13 protein-coding genes are annotated in these 16,620 nt (G+C 38.8%); 3 read left to right on the plus strand and 10 right to left on the minus strand.

What is annotated here, in order from left to right:
• The 8 genes from HDE68_RS22170 to HDE68_RS22205 form a co-directional block, all read right to left on the minus strand.
• Positions 1 to 1,461 (minus strand): ATP-binding cassette domain-containing protein, encoded by a 1,461-nt coding sequence (locus HDE68_RS22170; RefSeq protein WP_183884422.1) that lies wholly within the window; start codon positions 1,459 to 1,461, stop codon positions 1 to 3.
• Positions 1,461 to 2,045: a 3-isopropylmalate dehydratase small subunit gene (gene leuD, locus HDE68_RS22175; protein WP_183884423.1), complete on the minus strand. Its 585-nt coding sequence runs from the start codon at positions 2,043 to 2,045 to the stop codon at positions 1,461 to 1,463. The genes HDE68_RS22170 and leuD overlap by 1 nt, the downstream gene beginning before the upstream one ends.
• Positions 2,046 to 2,091: 46 nt before the next feature.
• Complete coding sequence (gene leuC / locus HDE68_RS22180; protein WP_183884424.1) at positions 2,092 to 3,498, minus strand: 3-isopropylmalate dehydratase large subunit; 1,407 nt, start codon at positions 3,496 to 3,498, stop codon at positions 2,092 to 2,094.
• 57 nt (positions 3,499 to 3,555) lie between these two features.
• Complete coding sequence (gene ilvC / locus HDE68_RS22185) at positions 3,556 to 5,037, minus strand: ketol-acid reductoisomerase (protein ID WP_183884425.1); 1,482 nt, start codon at positions 5,035 to 5,037, stop codon at positions 3,556 to 3,558.
• 70 nt (positions 5,038 to 5,107) lie between these two features.
• Positions 5,108 to 5,728: an acetolactate synthase small subunit gene (gene ilvN / locus HDE68_RS22190; RefSeq protein ID WP_183884426.1), complete on the minus strand. Its 621-nt coding sequence runs from the start codon at positions 5,726 to 5,728 to the stop codon at positions 5,108 to 5,110.
• Positions 5,729 to 5,737: 9 nt separating this feature from the next.
• A complete protein-coding gene (ilvB, locus tag HDE68_RS22195) occupies positions 5,738 to 7,477 on the minus strand; it encodes a biosynthetic-type acetolactate synthase large subunit (RefSeq protein WP_183884427.1) in 1,740 nt (579 codons plus the stop codon).
• 33 nt (positions 7,478 to 7,510) lie between these two features.
• Positions 7,511 to 9,208 (minus strand): dihydroxy-acid dehydratase, encoded by a 1,698-nt coding sequence (gene ilvD, locus HDE68_RS22200; protein ID WP_183884428.1) that lies wholly within the window; start codon positions 9,206 to 9,208, stop codon positions 7,511 to 7,513.
• A 23-nt stretch (positions 9,209 to 9,231) separates the two neighbouring features.
• A complete protein-coding gene (locus HDE68_RS22205) occupies positions 9,232 to 10,122 on the minus strand; it encodes a branched-chain amino acid transaminase (protein ID WP_183884429.1) in 891 nt (296 codons plus the stop codon).
• Between the two features lie 696 nt (positions 10,123 to 10,818).
• Here HDE68_RS22205 and HDE68_RS22210 point away from each other — a divergent pair.
• On the plus strand, positions 10,819 to 13,200 hold the full coding sequence (locus HDE68_RS22210) for an ABC transporter permease (protein WP_183884430.1): 2,382 nt from the start codon (positions 10,819 to 10,821) through the stop codon (positions 13,198 to 13,200).
• 61 nt (positions 13,201 to 13,261) lie between these two features.
• On the opposite strand, the gene atpC is transcribed toward HDE68_RS22210, so the two are convergent.
• Positions 13,262 to 13,504, minus strand: coding sequence for an ATP synthase F1 subunit epsilon (gene atpC / locus HDE68_RS22215; protein WP_068406744.1), 243 nt, complete (start codon positions 13,502 to 13,504; stop codon positions 13,262 to 13,264).
• 22 nt (positions 13,505 to 13,526) lie between these two features.
• On the minus strand, positions 13,527 to 15,032 hold the full coding sequence (gene atpD, locus HDE68_RS22220; protein WP_183884431.1) for a F0F1 ATP synthase subunit beta: 1,506 nt from the start codon (positions 15,030 to 15,032) through the stop codon (positions 13,527 to 13,529).
• A 150-nt stretch (positions 15,033 to 15,182) separates the two neighbouring features.
• Here atpD and HDE68_RS22225 point away from each other — a divergent pair, with 150 nt between their 5' ends.
• Together HDE68_RS22225 and HDE68_RS22230 are read left to right on the plus strand one after the other, a co-directional pair.
• On the plus strand, positions 15,183 to 16,091 hold the full coding sequence (locus HDE68_RS22225; RefSeq protein ID WP_183884432.1) for an SDR family oxidoreductase: 909 nt from the start codon (positions 15,183 to 15,185) through the stop codon (positions 16,089 to 16,091).
• A gap of 30 nt (positions 16,092 to 16,121) precedes the next feature.
• Positions 16,122 to 16,586: a redoxin domain-containing protein gene (locus HDE68_RS22230; RefSeq protein WP_183884433.1), complete on the plus strand. Its 465-nt coding sequence runs from the start codon at positions 16,122 to 16,124 to the stop codon at positions 16,584 to 16,586.
• Positions 16,587 to 16,620 lie beyond the last annotated feature (34 nt).

Below are 16,620 nucleotides of genomic sequence, written 5' to 3' on the forward strand. Positions count from 1 at the left end.
CTAAACGCTTTCTAATATGTTTTCTACGGATTTTACTTCGCCGTTTTCTAATAAAATTCTTTTCTCTATACAGGCAGGCAGCTGTGATTCAAAATGACCAACATAAATCAACGTGGTCCCATTTTTACATAATTCATCTACCAGCTTGTTAAAATATTGTGTTTGCTGCTGATCTAAGCCCTGGCAAGGTTCATCAAGGATCAATAGCTCAGGGTTTTTTATAATTGTACGGGCTAAAAATGCCAGTCTTTGTTTTCCCAGAGGAAGCTGATTTAACAGGTTATCCTGGTATTCAGTTAAGCCGAAATAGCTGATTAATTCTGCAGCCTGTGTTTTCCTGGTATAATCAGGTTCGCGGAACAGACCTGAACTATCAAAAAATCCGGAAAGTATACTTTGTTTAACAGTCGCTAAAGGATCAAAATACCAATGTAATTCCGGAGAGATTAAGCCAATCCGTTTTTTGATATCCCAGATACTTTCGCCGCTGCCTCTTTTATTTCCGAAAAGATGAAGATCATTCGCATAAGCCTGCGGATGATCACCAGTGATCAAACTTAACAATGTTGATTTACCAGAACCATTAGGGCCTTGTAAAAGCCATTTTTCTCCGGATTTAACTTCCCAGTTGATATTTTTTAATACTTGCTTTTCGCCATAGCTGATATTTACTCCGGCCATTTTGATAATACTACCGGTAGAAGAAACCGGAGCCTCACTTAAAAACTCAGGGATTGGTTTACTTTCCGTTTCAGATTCCAGCGTATATTCATCAGCAGAAACTTCGGTTAGTTTGCCATCCCTGACTTCTGCGAAACGATGAATTGCTGCAGGTAACTCCTTATCATTGCTGATTAAGATCAAAGTTGTGCCCGCTGCCGTAATCTCTTCAAAAAGACGGTTTAAGTTTTGACGGGAAAGTTTATCTAAACCATTATAAGGCTGATCTATAATTAACAACTGAGGTTTTAGCCATAGGGCACTAACCAATTGTAATTTTTTATGCTCCCCGCTTGATAACTGAATTAAAGTAGAGTCTATCAAATCAGCAAAGCCTAAGGCAGCTAAAAGTTTTTCAACTTCGCTAAACTGAAGCTGATGTTTTTGACCATAAGTTTCCAATTCAAACCTGACTGTAGCAGTAGTTTCTGTTGACTGTTTATTATAGCGCTGCTGATAATAGAAATTAGACTGGCCTTCCAGATCTTTAAACTGATACCAGTTTGCTACATAATAGACAATAGGGGCTAAGCTGCTTTGTGAATCGAAATTAAGCTCAATATTGCCCTGAAATCTGACCAGACCAGCAATTGCTTTGGCCAAAGATGTTTTGCCACTTCCACTAATCCCACGTAATAACCAGTTCTCATGACGGTTTATAGTCCAGTTTAAATCCTGAAATATCAGCCTATGCTGATATTTCAGGTCCAGATTTGTGATATGTACGATGGGTTGTGCCATTATTTTACCTGTTCGAATTCTTCTATCAAATGTTTTTGGTTTAAGATAAAGTCAATGTCATCATAGCCATTAATCAGACATGATTTTTTATAAGCATTGATCTCAAACGTTGCTTTCTCTCCGCTATCCACAATGGTTACCGTCTGATTTTCTAAGTCGACATCCAGTTGTGCTTTGTTGTTTTTACTCACTGCAGCGTAAATGGCTGATAAAAAATCTTCAGTTACCTGGATAGGTAAAAGCCCATTATTTAAAGCATTTCCTTTAAAGATATCAGCAAAAAAACTGCTGATCACTACATCAAAACCTGCATCCTGAATAGCCCATGCAGCATGCTCACGGCTACTGCCGCAACCAAAGTTTTTACCTGCTACCAGAATCTGACCGCTGTAAGCCGGATCGTTTAAAACAAAATCAGGCTTTATGGTATGATCACCATTATAACGCCAGTCACGGAATAAGTTCTCACCGAAACCTTCACGGGTTGTCGCTTTTAAGAACCTGGCCGGAATAATCTGGTCAGTATCAATGTTTTCTATATTTAAAGGCACGATGGCCGATAGTAATCTCTCGAATTTTCTCATGGGTTATATCTCTTTTTTCGGAGTGTTGAGTTGTATTATTTTGAATTTAAGCCTCAGTCAGCATTTCTCTTACATCTGTAATTCTTCCTGTAACTGCTGCTGCTGCCGCAGTTAACGGGCTTACCAGTAAAGTCCTTGCATCAGGGCCCTGACGACCTTCAAAGTTTCTGTTTGAAGTAGAAACACAATACTTTCCTGCCGGGATTTTATCTTCATTCATTCCCAGACAAGCACTGCACCCTGGCTCACGAAGCTGAAAACCTGCCTGTTCAAATATGCGGTCAAGGCCTTCATTTTTAGCCTGCTGCTCCACTTGTTTTGAACCTGGAACAATCCATACTGTTACATTTTCTGCCTTTTGCTTACCCTTAACAAATTCTGCTACCTCACGCAAATCTTCAATGCGGGAATTAGTACAACTGCCTATAAACACATAATCAACAGGTTTTCCAATCAATGAAGAATCATCCTCAAAACCCATATAGTCCAGTGCTTTCTGATAAGATAACTGCTCTTTATCAGGTTGTGATTCAGTAGAAGGAATATTTTCCTGAATACCCATACCCATACCCGGATTAGTTCCGTAAGTAATCATAGGGGCGATATCTTCCGCTTTGAAAGTTAATACACTATCAAATTTCGCATCAGCATCACTGTATAAAGTTTTCCAATAAGCCAGTGCTTTATCCCATTCTGCACCTGCAGGCGCAAATTCTCTGCCTTTAATATAATCGAAAGTGATCTGGTCAGGGGCAATTAATCCGCCTCTGGCACCCATTTCAATACTCATATTGCAAATCGTCATCCTGGCTTCCATACTTAAAGCCTCAATTGCCGAACCTGCATATTCAATAAAATAACCAGTACCACCAGCAGCGGAAATTTTAGAGATGATATATAAAATAATGTCTTTAGCAGACACACCTTTTCCTAAAGTACCATTAACCTCAATTTTCATGGTCTTCGGTTTTTGCTGCAATAAACACTGGGTAGCAAAAACCTGTTCTACCTGTGAAGTACCTATACCAAAAGCAATCGCACCAAAAGCCCCGTGCGTAGAAGTATGGCTATCCCCGCAAACCATTGTTTTACCTGGAAGCGTAATCCCCAGTTCAGGGCCTATAACGTGAACAATCCCCTGAAAAGGATGTCCCAGACCATACAGTTCGATGCCGAATTCTGCACAGTTTTTAGTCAGCATATCAACCTGATAGCGTGAAAGTTCTTCTTTGATAGGCAGTAGCTGATCTATCGTTGGCACATTATGGTCGGCAGTTGCAACAGTTTGCTGCGGACGGAAAACAGGCAGACCTCTTTTGCGTAAGCCATCGAAAGCCTGCGGTGAAGTAACCTCATGGATTAAGTGTGTATCAATATATAGAATATCAGGAAAACCTGTTTCGCTTTTTACAACGTGTGCATCCCATATTTTTTCTACTAATGTTTTTGACATCTTATAATTGTTTTGTAATCCTCTCAGGCTATTCACCTGAGAGGGTTTATATTATTCTTATACTGTTTTAATTGATTTCATTGCAGTCATTGCTTTTCTCAATTCAGCTCCGATAGTTTCAACTTCATGCGAACGGATCACTTCATTTACAGCGATTAATGCCCTGTTATCTACAGAACCGTCTTTACCTTCATTAAAGTTTTTACCGATCAGATCAGTTTCAACATGTTTCATAAAATCAGCCAGCAATGGTTTACAGGCATGATCAAATAAATAACAGCCATATTCAGCAGTATCAGAGATTACTCTGTTCATCTCAAACAATTTTTTACGTGCAATGGTATTTGCAATCAGCGGAGTTTCATGCAAAGACTCATAGTAAGCTGATTCAGGTTTAATTCCAGCCTGTACCATAGTTTCAAAAGCCAGCTCAACACCAGCTCTGATAAATGCAACCATTAATAAAGCGTTGTCAAAATATTCCTGTTCACCAATTTTAACATTGCCCGCAGGTGTTTTTTCAAAAGCAGTTTCGCCAGTAGCTGCACGCCACGCCAATAAGTTTTTATCGCCCGCTGCCCAGTCTTCCATCATGGTACGGCTAAATTCACCGCTCATAATATCATCCTGATGTTTTTGGAATAATGGACGCATAATCGTTTTCAATTCTTCTGAGATTTCAAAAGCTTTGATCTTAGCCACATTGCTCAACCTGTCCATCATGGCAGTGATCCCGCCTTGTTTCAAGGCTTCTGTAATTACTTCTACACCATATTGAACAAGTTTAGAAGCATAACCCGGATCAATTCCTTTTTCAATCATTTTATCGAAAGAAAGGATAGAGCCTGTTTGCAGCAAACCACAAAGAATAGTTTGCTCACCCATTAAATCTGATTTTACTTCAGCAACGAATGATGATTTTAATACACCAGCTCTATGACCGCCTGTACCAACACAATAAGCTTTTGCCTGCACTAAACCTTTTCCTTCCGGATCATTTTCAGGGTGTACAGCGATTAAAGTAGGTACACCAAAACCTCTTACATATTCCGCTCTTACTTCACTTCCAGGACATTTAGGAGCGACCATGATTACCGTAAGATCTTTACGGATCTGCATTCCTTCTTCAACAATGTTAAAACCATGAGAATATAATAAAGTAGCACCTTTTTTCATCAATGGCATGATGGCATTAACAACTGCAGTGTGCTGTTTATCAGGAGTAAGATTAATTACTACATCTGCTTCAGGGATTAATTCTTCGTAAGTACCTACAGTAAAATTGTTCTCAGTAGCATTTTTCCACGAATCTCTTTTGCCTTCGATTGCTTCTTTACGTAATGTATAAGAAACATTTAAACCACTATCTCTTAAGTTTAAACCTTGGTTCAGGCCTTGTGCACCACAACCTACAATGACCAGTTTTTTTCCTTTTAATGCATTTACACCATCCAGAAATTCTGAACTGTCCATGAAATCACAAACACCTAATTGGTTTAATTTTTCTCTAAGGGGAAGTGTGTTAAAATAATTTGACATCGTTTATTGTTTTTGATTTTTAAGGTTCTTTTAATTGTTAATTGGTTAATTCTGTATGTATGAAATGGGATTACATGGTAAATACATTTTTTTCCTTATCGAGGAATTCATTTTCAATGACATCCTGTCCTGGATCAAGACGTTCAAATTCTCTTAATTTACTGTTGAAGCCTTCACTATCCTTGATAATCGCAACGCGGGCACTGCGGACAAATTCAATCAGTCCATAAGGTTGCAGGACTTCAATCAGTTTGTCTGTCTCGGTACGGTGGCCTGTGGTTTCAAATACAGTATAATCTTTGCGGATCACTACTGCTCTGGCCCCGTTTTCGCGAAGCAAACGTTCAACTACTACCTTTTCTACAATAGTATCAGTAGGTACTTTGTACAAGGCTAATTCCTGCCAGATGATATCTTCATTTGTATTAAAGTATACTTTAAGTACCTCTACCTGTTTTTCAATCTGTCTGGAAAGTTTGCGCACTACCTCTTCAGTTTCAGTAATTAAGATATTGAAACGGTGGATATGCTCAATTTCAGAAGGAGAGACATTCAGACTTTCAATATTGATTTTTCGTCTTGAAAATATAATGGCTATACGGTTAAGTATCCCAATCTGATTTTCTGTATATACTGTAATGGTAAATTCCTGTTTAGCATTTGCTAATTCTATATCTTGAGAACTGCTCATAATCGTTAATTATTTAAGTCTGATTTCACTTACACTACAGCCCTGAGGAACCATAGGGAATACATTATGTTCTTTACTTACCATGACCTCTAAAAGGAATGATCCGGGATGCTGCAGCATTTGTTCTAATGAACCTACCAGGTCATCTCTTTCGGTAACTTTTTTACCAGGTATATAATAAGATTCGGCAAGTTTGACAAAATCAGGACTCGTGATATCAACAAATGAATAACGTTTTTCATTAAATAATTGCTGCCACTGACGCACCATACCAAGAAACTGATTATTCAGGATCAGTATCTTAACATCAACACCGAATTGCATAATCGTACCCAATTCCTGTAAAGTCATCTGAAATCCGCCATCACCAATTACAGCTACAACAGTACGGTTTGGAGCGCCAAATTTAGCGCCTATTGCCGCAGGTAAGCCGAAGCCCATCGTACCTAATCCACCGCTGGTTACAGTCAGGCGTGTAGCATTTAGCTTTCCATATCTGCAGGCCACCATCTGGTGCTGACCTACATCACTAACAATTACTGCTTCGCCTTTAGTTAATAGGTTTAGCTGGTTAATCACTTCACCCATAGTTAACTCTCCGCTTTGAGGGTTCAATTCTGGCTCGATCAGATCTTCTTTTTCAATCTTTTCAAAAGCTTTGAATTCTGCTAACCATTCCGGATGCGTTTTTTCAGTAATCAGTTTCGTTAATAATGGAAGAGTTTCCTTACAATCTCCCCAGACAGGTACATCTGCTTTTACGTTTTTATCAATTTCTGCAGGGTCGATATCCAGATGGACAACTTTCGCCTGTTTTGCATATTTATCCAGACGGCCTGTTACACGGTCATCAAAACGCATTCCGATAGCAATCAGTACATCACAAGCATTGGTCTGTACATTTGGGCCATAGTTACCGTGCATACCCAGCATACCCACATTCAATGGATGATCTGTAGGAATAGCACCTGCTCCTAAAATTGTCCATGCCGCAGGAATACCACTTTTTTCTACAAAATCTTTAAATTCTGCCTCTGCATTGCCCAGCGATACCCCTTGCCCAAACAGGATAAATGGTTTTTTAGCACTATTGATTAAAGCAGCAGCCTGCTCAATATATTCGTTTCTTATAATTGGTTTAGGGCGATAGCTGCGGATATGATTACAGGGAACATAGCCTTCATAATCAAACAACTGCATCTGCGCATTCTTGGTGATGTCAATTAATACAGGACCTGGTCTTCCGCTTCTGGCGATATAAAATGCTTTGGCCAGTGCAGCAGGAATCTCAGTGGCATCAGTTACCTGGTAATTCCATTTGGTAACAGGAGTTGTGATATTGATGACATCAGTTTCCTGGAATGCATCAGTTCCTAACAGATGTGCGAAAACCTGTCCGGTAATACAAACTAAAGGTGTACTATCTATTTGTGCATCGGCTAATCCGGTAACCAGATTGGTCGCTCCAGGGCCGCTGGTAGCGAAGACAACACCGACTTTACCAGAAGTACGGGCAAAACCCTGTGCAGCATGGGTAGCACCCTGCTCATGTCTTACCAGTATGTGATTTAACTTTTCTTTATAATCATAAATTGCATCATAGATCGGCATGATGGCTCCACCGGGATAACCGAAAATGGTTTCGGTTCCTTCGGCGATTAATCCTTCCAGCAAGGCTACAGAACCTGTAACCTGTATGGTCTTTTTGGGCTCAGCAGGAGTAGTAGTTACCTCTTGTATCGTTTCCATTTAATTTGCTTTTTAGTTTAGGGCCTTAGTTAATTAATCAGTGTAGGCATCAGTAACACAGCCTTCACTCGCATTGCTTACTTGTTTCAGGTATTTATACAGAACGCCGCTTTTGACGGGTGGTGGTAACTGTTTCCACTCGGATCTTCTCTGAGCGAGTTCTTCATCAGAGATGTTTAATTGAATCTTATTGTTAACCGCATCGATAGTAATGATATCGTTATCTCTAACCAGTCCGATATTCCCCCCGTCCCACGCTTCTGGTGTAATATGGCCTACTACAAAACCATGTGTACCTCCAGAAAAGCGTCCGTCTGTAATCAATGCCACTGATTTTCCTAAACCTGCACCAATAATTGCAGAAGTCGGTTTTAGCATTTCCGGCATTCCCGGTGCTCCTTTTGGACCCACATTAATGATAACTACAACATCGCCACGCTGTACTTTTCCACTTTGAATTCCTGCAATCAGCTTTTGCTCGCCTTCAAATACACGCGCCGGACCTTCAAATTTTTCTCCTTCTTTACCGCTGATTTTTGCTACAGCTCCTTTTTCGGCAAGGTTACCGTATAACATCTGTAAATGACCAGTGCTTTTCAGCGGATTAGTTACAGGGAAAATGATTTTCTGTGTATCGAAATCAAGATCTACTGCTTCAGCCACATTTTCTGCTAAAGTTTTACCGGTAACTGTTATACAATCTCCATGTACAAGCCCAACTTTTAACAGATACTTCAAGACTGCAGGAATACCTCCGATTTCATGAACATCTTCCATTAAATACTGACCGCTTGGTTTTAAATCAGCCAAAACAGGAGTACTGTCGCTAATGCGCTGGAAGTCTTCTAATTTTAGTGTTAGGCCTACAGATTTTGCCATAGCGATTAAATGCAGAACGGCATTTGTTGAACCTCCTAATACCATTACAGTGACAATAGCATTGTGAAATGCTTTTTCTGTCATAATATCTGATGGAAGTATATTCTGCTCTAACAACACCCTGATTGCTTTACCTGCCGCTGTACACTCTTCTTTTTTCTCCTCACTTAGTGCCGGATAAGATGAACTGTAAGGCAAACTCATTCCTAAAGCTTCAATTGCCGAAGCCATTGTATTTGCAGTATACATTCCGCCACAGGCACCTGCACCCGGACAAGTATGACGGATGATGCCCTGATAATCTTCTTCCGATAAATTTCCTGCAAGCTTTTCTCCTAAAGCTTCAAAAGCGGAAACTATATTTAATGACTTTCCTTTATATTTTCCTGAATGAATACTTCCTCCGTAAACCATAATCGAAGGTCTGTTCAGGCGTCCCATTGCCATGATAGACCCTGGCATGTTTTTGTCACAGCCAGGAATGGTAATTAAACCATCATAGTATTGTCCGCCACAAATTGTTTCAATTGAGTCTGCAATTACATCTCTGGATACCAGTGAGTAACGCATTCCATCTGTACCATTGGACATGCCGTCACTGACACCAATAGTACCGAAGGTTAAACCGACCATATCATTTTTCCATACGCCATCTTTAACAATTTTAGCCAAATCATTTAAATGCATATTACAGGTGTTCCCATCGTAACCCATGCTGGCAATACCGACCTGAGCTTTCTGCATATCTTCTGTTGTCAGACCAATACCATATAACATAGCTTGTGCGCCTGGCTGGGTAGGATCTTGTGTGAAAACTTTGCTGTATCGGTTCAATTCTGGTGTTTGTGACATCTTCTAGTTTTGTGGTTTTTCGTTTATATGATTACTTCGTAGTTTTGTTTTTCCAGTACCAGTGCTTTGTAGGTACGCTGTAAGGTTGCCCCTAAAGTTTCTGTCCAGATAGCAGGGAAAATTGTATCATCTATAGAAGCAATTCCTGCAATTTCTACTGCTGTTCCACAGAAGAAGGCACTATCTGCATTTTTCAGATCATCCACTGATAAATGCTTTTCAATACATTCTATATCAAGTGTTTTACATAATCTCAAAACTGTGGCCCTGGTAATACCAGCCAGGATATTTCCTAGCGGGGGAGTATATAGTTTGCCGTTTTTCTCGATGAAAATATTAGCTCCCGGAGCTTCAGCAATATTATTATTCATATCCAGTAAGATCGCTTCATCAAAACCTTTGCTTTTAGCTTCAGTGGTTGCCAGTATTGAATTTACATAGTGTCCGCTGGCTTTAGCTTCCACATGAGTTGATTTTGGATTAGGTCTCTGGTAGCTGGAAACACATACTTTTTGCAATGTATTTCCCAGATACGCTCCCCATTCCCATGCACAGATCAATATCGAAACCTCTGTTGCTGCACTGAGCGTCATATTTGGTGCGCAATACACTAAAGGACGGATATAAGCATCTTTTATATTGTTCTTTTCCAGTAGTTTATAAGTTTGTCTGATCAGCTCGTTTTTATCAAATGGGAAAGGAATATGCATTAGTTCTGCAGAACGCTGCAAACGATCATAATGCTCTTTTGCTTTAAATATTCTGGTACCATTATGCGTATTGTAAGCACGGATACCTTCAAATACTGCATAGCCATAATGTAAAGATTGGCTATACAAACTTGTCTTGGCTTCTGCGGCCTTGATAAACTTTCCGTTTAAGTAAAGGACTGTGGCTGAATCGTAGTATTGCATTTTTTTTTGGTTTCGGTTGTTTGGTTTTGCTCTCATTAAAAAAGCGCCTCTTTTGGGAGGCGCTTCAGGATATTTTGTAGGTTAAATATTCATTTACAGCGCCTTAGTCTCCTGAAGAATCAGCAGAATAATTAGGTTAATAATGACATTAAATTGCGCTTTGAATAAACCTTGCATTTCTTTGTGTTTTATGATTGCTTTATATAATTACAATTTAGTTTTTGCTTTACAGACTGTCAATAGCAGAATGAAAATAAATGAAAAAAAATATAATGAATAAAATAAAAAAATATTCAGTATTATATTTTGTATAAAATACAATTAACCTTTCTAAAAGTGGTGTCATCTATACCAAATATGATATTGGTATTCGGTATAGGTTTTATGCTTGCATTATAATATTGGAGAAATTCTGCCTAAAATCTTAGAATCACTAAAAGAATTTATAAAAATGACTGAAATTACAGGAGGTGAAAAATGGATTTACCAGGGTATAAGAGTCCTCATAATCCAGATAAAGTCATTGTGAATTAAAAAATACTGTTCGCTTTTGGACATCGTGTTGTCCGATACCGTACGCTTATATTCCTCATCTGAATTAAATCGTTGTCTGATAGTCGGTTTCGCGTGTTTTTGTTGTGGCATAAAGTTGGTGCCTTCCGGATTTAACTGGTATATTAATGCTGGCAAACAGACATGTATAAACTTACACTCAAAATCGCCTGGCGGAACCTATTGAAGAACAAGATCTTTTCACTGATTAATATTGGCGGACTGGCAATCGGGCTTGCAAGTTGTTTGCTATTGTTATTATATGTGAACTACGAGTGGAGTTTCGACAAGCAGTTCAAGAATATTGACCGGATATATGCTGTATATGAAAATGACAGGATGAGTGATAAGGTGAGCACAAATCGTGGGTATTGTACGCCCAGCCAACTTGCTGCTACGGCTATGCAAACAATACCAGGAATTGAATATACCTGTCGTTTAGCAGAGAGTGGGGGGCTTTTCAGCTATAAGGAGAACAGCTTTAATAAAAAAATCATTTATACTGATCCTTCTTTTCTCCAGTTGTTCAATTACGAATTTATCAAAGGAAATCCAGCAACGGCTTTATCGGCACCTTCTTCCGTATTGATCACAGAAGAAACAGCCAGGATGTTTTTTGGGGATGAAGAACCTGTAGGTAAGATTATAAAATTCGATAACCGTGTTCCACTCGTCGTTACTGCAGTCATTAAGAAGTTATCAGCGAATCAAAGTCATCAGTTTGATCTGTTAATGACCTGGTCTTTATTGGAAAAGGAGCGACCTTACTTTACCCGCATGGATTGGAGTGACGGAGCGTTGAATACGCTCATTCAGCTAAAAGATAAAAACTCATTCAAAGCTGCAGATGCACAAATGAGAAAGATTTTTATGCAGAAACAAAATGGAGATCAATACATTGAGTTTTTTCTTTTCCCGTTTGAGAAGAATCATTTATATAACTCTTTTAAAAATGGAAAGCTGGTTGGCGGTAGTATTGATCAGGTAAGGTTATATTTAATGCTGGCTGGCTGCGTGTTGTTTATCGGCTGCATAAATTATATGAACCTTTCTACTGCGCATTCTGAAAAAAGAGCCAGAGAAGTTGGTGTGCGTAAAACGCTGGGATCATCCAGAAAAGCGATAGCCTGGCAGTTCTTAATAGAGTCTCTCCTTTTATCTTTTTTAGCAATGATGCTCGCATTTATTTTGCTGGAGATTTCATTGCCTTATTTTAATAGCCTTTTAGGTATTCATATGGCTGTTAATTATCATTCGTATGGTATCTGGTTGACGCTTATCCTGCTGATCATCGTTACGGGGTTACTTGCAGGGAGTTATCCTTCATTTTATTTGTCTTCATTTATTCCTGTTAAAGTATTGAAAGGATTCAGGGGAGCGGGCAGGACTTCTTTACCTATACGTAAATTATTGGTGGTTCTTCAGTTTGGTTTTTCTATATGTATGATTGTTTGTGCAATAGTTGTACACAATCAGATGCAATATATGAATACTAACCCTTTGGGTTTTAATAAAGATAACCTGGTTCAGTTGTGGAGGTCAGGAACTTTGAGAGATAGTCACAAACTGGATCTTTTTAAGGCCGGATTAATTAAATCCGGCGCAATAGTCGCAGCAACAGAAACAGCAAACGGGGTGACAAACAACTCAGTGAGCACAGAAAAAATAGGATGGCCTGGCCAACAGAAAAATGAACAGATAAAAATGCAGCTTCATTTTTCTGGTTATGATTTTACGCAGACTATTGGCTCCAAAATGCTTTTGGGGCGCGATTTTAATCGTGCTTTTGGTAGTGATTCCTTAGCTGTTGTGCTCAATGAGACTGCAGTAAAAACAATGAATCTTAAAAATCCAATTGGCGCTCAAATCAGAAATGGCGACTGGGGGCAGACTTTTACAGTTATTGGTGTGATGAAGGATTACATCTATTCCTCCTTAGGAACAAAAGTGGAGCCTGTATTATATTTTTATACGGAAAAAGATAATGCTAATATGCTTGTGCTCCGTCTTAATCCAGCGGTCAATATGACCCGGTCTATAGAAAAGATAAAGGAATTGAGTCAGCAGCTTAACCCGGGGTACCCTTTTGAAATGACTTTTGTTAACCAGCAGATGGCAGGAAAACTTCATGATGAAAAAGTTTTAAGCACACTATCCAATGTATTTGGTAGTTTCGCTATTTTCATCTCCTGCCTTGGTTTACTTGGCCTGGCATTATATATGGCAGAGCAGCGAAGTAAAGAAATCAGTATCCGTAAAGTGCTGGGAGCGGATATGAAAAATATACTGATTCTTTTAAATAAGGATTTTATTAAACTGGTGATTATTTCCAATTTGATCTCGATTCCTGTAGCCTATATCTTAGCAGTCAGATGGCTGCAGAAATATGATTATAAGATAGAAATCAGTTGCTGGCCTTTTTTAACAGCATTCAGCTTATCGGTATTAATTGCTATCCTATCTGTGAGCCTGCAGACTTTAAAAGTTGCGAAAGCAAACCCGGCAGATGCATTAAAGTATGAATAAGCGCATAAAAAAAGAGAGTGTTCCAAAAGGACACTCTCTTTCTATAATTTATGATTAAATATTAAGCTACACCCTCAGCTAAAACAATAATCTTGTTTTTTAAAACTTCCACAACGCCACCTTTAATTATAAAGGTTTGTTCATCAGTTTTGCTTTTAATAATTACTGGTCCATCTTCTAAAGTTGAAATAATAGGAGCATGGTCTCTCAAAATTTGAAAAGATCCCATAGTACCTGGTACAGTAACTGCTGTAACTTCGCCTTCGAAGACTTTTTTATCTGGTGTTAATATTTCTAATGTCATATGTTGAGTGTATACGCCTTAATTAAGCGTTTGCTTCAGCTAATAGTTTCTTTCCTTTTTCAATTGCATCATCGATGCCACCAACTAAGTTAAATGCAGCCTCAGGATATTCATCAACTTCACCATCCATAATCATGTTGAATGCTTTGATGGTTTCTTTAATGTCAACCAATACACCTTTTAAGCCTGTAAATTGCTCAGCTACGTGGAAAGGTTGTGACAAGAAACGTTGAACACGACGTGCACGGTGAACAATTAATTTATCTTCTTCAGATAACTCGTCCATACCTAAGATCGCGATGATATCCTGTAACTCTTTGTAACGTTGTAAAATTTCTTTCACACGTTGTGCAGTGTTATAGTGCTCATCTCCTAAAATAGCTGGAGAAAGGATACGTGATGTAGAATCCAATGGATCCACAGCAGGATAGATACCCAGCTCAGAAATTTTACGTGATAATACAGTTGTTGCATCTAAGTGGGCAAACGTTGTAGCCGGAGCCGGGTCAGTTAAATCATCTGCAGGTACATAAACAGCCTGTACAGAAGTAATAGATCCACGTTTAGTTGAAGTAATACGCTCCTGCATTAATCCCATTTCTGTTGCCAGAGTTGGTTGGTAACCTACCGCAGAAGGCATACGGCCTAAAAGAGCAGATACTTCAGAACCAGCCTGAGTGAAACGGAAGATGTTATCAACGAAGAAAAGGATATCTTTTCCAGCGCCTTCACCATCACCATCACGGAAGTATTCAGCTACAGTTAATCCTGATAAAGCTACACGCGCACGTGCTCCAGGAGGCTCGTTCATCTGACCGAATACCAATGTTGCTTTAGATTCTTTTAATTTCTCAGTATCAACTTTGCTTAAGTCCCATCCACCTTTTTCCATTGAATGAAGGAATTCATCACCGTAGTTAATTACACCAGACTCAATGAACTCACGTAAAAGGTCATTACCTTCACGAGTACGCTCACCAACACCTGCGAATACAGATAAACCAGCATATGCCTTAGCAATGTTGTTTACCAATTCCATAATTAATACAGTTTTACCTACACCTGCACCACCAAATAATCCGATTTTACCACCTTTAACGTAAGGCTCTAATAAATCGATTACTTTGATACCTGTATAAAGTACTTCTGATTCTGTTGACAGTTCGTCGAAACGGGGAGGCGCGTTGTGAATAGATTTACCACCAGTTTTATCAACTGTGTTAATTCCGTCGATAGCTTCACCTACAACATTGAATAAACGACCCTTGATTTGATCACCAATAGGCATTTTAATAGGGGAGCCAGTATCTACTGCGGCCATTCCACGTACTAAACCATCAGTCGAGTCCATTGCAATTGCACGTACACGGTCTTCACCAAGATGTTGTTGAACTTCTAAAACGATCTTCTGTCCGTTTTCTTTTTCAATCTCTAATGCAGAGAAAATTTGAGGTAAATGAGCATCGTCAGCAAAACTCACGTCTACTACCGGTCCTATAATCTGCGCTATTTTTCCAATGTTAGGCATATATTGTTTTTGGTAAAATTATAAATATCAAATTGTTAAAGGCCCTTTTAAAGGCTTCAATTCGGTTTGCAAAGCTAAGGTTTTTCGATATAATTTTTGTATATAAATAAAAAGTTTTTCCACAGTTTTTTTATCAATAATTTAGTAGGCATGAAAACAGTATTAGTTACAGGCAGCAACGGGCTTCTCGGACAGAAAATTACTTCAGCGATATTAGCTGGAAAACCGTTCAATCTGGTAGCAACATCTAAAGGCGAAAATCGCTTTAAGGGTACACAGGGCTATGAATATGCAGAAATGGATATCCTTGATCCTGTTAATGTCAGAGAAGTATTGGGCCAGTACAAACCCGATGCGATCATACATACTGCTGCGTTAACAAATGTGGATAAATGTGAGACAGAAAAAGAGCTTGCTTATGCGCTTAATGTCGAAGCCGTAAAAACATTAGTTGCAATTTGTGAAGAATACAACATTCAGCTGATTCATTTATCTACAGATTTTATTTTTGACGGTGCGAATGGCCCTTATGATGAGATGGGTATCCCAAATCCTTTGAGTTATTACGGGGAGACTAAATTTGAAGCTGAGGAAATCATTAAAGGTTCTCAGTGTAAATGGGCTATATTGCGTACTATTATTGTATATGGTATCATCAGTGACCAGAGCAGAAGTAATATCGTATTGTGGGCTAAGGAGGCTTTAGAGAAAGGGACGCCTATCAATGTTGTCAATGATCAGTGGCGGATGCCGACGCTTGCAGAAGACCTGGCAGACGCATGTCTTGCAGTTATAGAGAAAGATGCGCATGGTGTTTTCAATGTATCAGGAAAAGACATGATGAGTATCTCTGAGCTTGTATTCCGGGTTGCAGATTTCTGGCATCTGGATAAAGGGTTGATTACTGAAATAAGTGCAGCATCTCTTAATCAGGCAGCGAAACGTCCTGTAAAGACTGGTTTTATATTAGATAAGACTATAGCCGAACTAGGTTATGCCCCACGTAGCTTTGAGCAGGGACTTGCTTTAGTTGATCAGCAATTGAAAGAAAGAGATTAAAAAACAAATACTAACAAACACATATATAAAATGGGATTAAAAATAGGCGATCAGGCTCCGGATTTTAAATTATTCAGCTCAGATTTAAAAGAAACATCATTAGCAGATTTCAAAGGAAAGAAATTAGTATTACAATTTTTCCCAATGGCTTTTACAGGTACTTGCACAACTCAGCTTTGTACCATGAGAGATAGCTTTGGTTTTTACCAGGGAATGAATGCAGAGGTATTAGGTATTTCTGTGGATTCACCTTTTACACTGGCTAAATTTAAAGAAGAACAATTCTATCAGTTCCCTTTATTATCAGATTTTAATAAAGAAACGTCTACGGCTTACCAGTCAATTTATGAAGAATTCGTGTATAATTTAAAGGGTGTCTCAAAAAGAGCTGCATTTGTGATCGATGAAGAAGGAAAAATTATTTATGCTGAAGTTTTAGAATCGGCGGGTGATCTTCCTGATTTCGATGCAATTAAGAAAGTTGTAGAAGGGTAGTAACAGTAGAGCGCTATATTTATTTGAATATTTA

Source organism: Pedobacter cryoconitis (assembly GCF_014200605.1).
Classification (GTDB): domain Bacteria; phylum Bacteroidota; class Bacteroidia; order Sphingobacteriales; family Sphingobacteriaceae; genus Pedobacter; species Pedobacter cryoconitis_B.